The organism is Streptomyces sp. M2CJ-2 (genome assembly GCF_016757295.1).
Lineage (GTDB): Bacteria > Actinomycetota > Actinomycetes > Streptomycetales > Streptomycetaceae > Streptomyces.
The window spans coordinates 1-1512 of record NZ_JAESIF010000227.1 but is presented as its reverse complement, the minus strand read 5'-3'; the positions used below and the strand labels follow the sequence as shown (position 1 = coordinate 1512).

Here is a 1512-nt window from a genome sequence, read left to right as displayed (position 1 = left end):
CAAGGCCGTGAAGTTTACGGTCCGGGAGCCGACGTCAAGATGTCGATGCTGATGGTGGCCTTGTAGGTGTGGCGGTCGACCTTGAGGCTCTTGTAGGCATATCGGGACAGGGGCCGTTTGACCGCGCGGGGGCCGAGGCGGGTTCGCCGTGCGGGCATGAGGGTGCCCAGGACCGCGTGCCCGATCGTGCCGACGAGGTCGATGACGGTGTCGGCGATCACGCCCTGGGCCTGGATGATCTGGTCGCGGGCGGCGTTCAGGGCGATGGAGAAGCTGCAGCGGTCGGGATCGGTGCCGGATGCCTGGGCCGCGTCGGCCATGGCGATCCGGATCACCTGATAGGCGGTCAGGAGCGCGTAGATCTCCTGGGCGATGCCGGGCCAGGTCCTCGAGCGCAGGACGCGCCGGCCGAGCATCGATTTCTTGATCTCGAAGTAGGCCGATTCCACTTCCCAGCGCTCGTGGTACAGCCTGACCAGGTCGAATGCCGGGTGGGTGCGGTGGTCAAGGAGCGTGGTGGCCAGCCGGTAGGCGCCGGTGCGGCGGCCCGCGCTGGTGGCGATGGTGATCTCGCAGATGACGATGCGGACCTCGACGTCACCGATCCTGGACAAAAATGAGCCGTCCGGGCAGGTGGCCAGGACGGGCGGTTTGCGTCTCGAGGACAGTCGGGCGAGGAAGTCCGCTCCGGTGCCGGCGACGGTCGTCAGGAAGGAGTCGGAGGAGAACCCCCGGTCCAGCAGGACGATCATGCCGCCGGTCAGGGAACGCGCCAGGCGGCGGCCCAGGACGGCCTCGCCGGGCTTGCGCGGCCCGAAGACCGCGTCGATGACCGCGCGGGTGCCGCAGGCGACCAGTGCCACCAGCATGACCTGCGGGTATCCCGAGGCGGCGGTGTACTGGTTGGACCCCTTGCCCAGCTTGGCGCGGACCGCCTGGTCGTCGGCGACGTCCAGGTGGGTGCCGTCGATCGCGGTGACGAGCAGACCCTTCCAGCGTGCTCCGGTCGTCCGGATCGCGCTGGCGGGTCCGCGCAGCAGGTCGAACAGGGCCCGCACCGGGCGGACACCGAGTCGGCAGCGGGCGTGCCACAGCGCGGTCGCGGTCACTTCAACCAGCGGCAGCCCCACCAGGGCGCCGGTGAGCTTGCGCCATACCTCGCGATAGCCGCAGTCCTCGAACAGGGCCGCGGCCAGCAGCAGGTAGACCACGACCCGCGCGGGCAGCTTCCGCAGCCGCTGCTGGACCCCTCCGCACTCGGCAAGCACGGCATCGACCAGCTCGAACGGAACGATCCGTGTCAACTCGCCCAAGTGGCCCGGTGCATAAAGCCCTTCGGCCACTGTGACGACACGCGTGATGGCAGACTGTCCGGACAGCGGAGCCTCCGGCGAGTGGACGGTTGTCTTGGTCGACTGCCAGTCCTACCGGGGCTCCGCTTCCCACGTCCGGCAAACCCACAGATCACAGCCGCCTGGACACCCGCACTCAAGCCGTAACTTCACGGCCTTG

1 protein-coding gene is annotated in these 1512 nt (G+C 68.8%); it reads right to left on the bottom strand.

All coding sequences use genetic code 11. The features are described 5' to 3' along the window. Window positions 1-14 precede the first annotated feature (14 nt). On the bottom strand, window positions 15-1313 hold the full coding sequence (locus JL475_RS38975) for an IS4 family transposase (RefSeq protein ID WP_237409546.1): 1299 nt from the start codon (window positions 1311-1313) through the stop codon (window positions 15-17). Window positions 1314-1512 lie beyond the last annotated feature (199 nt).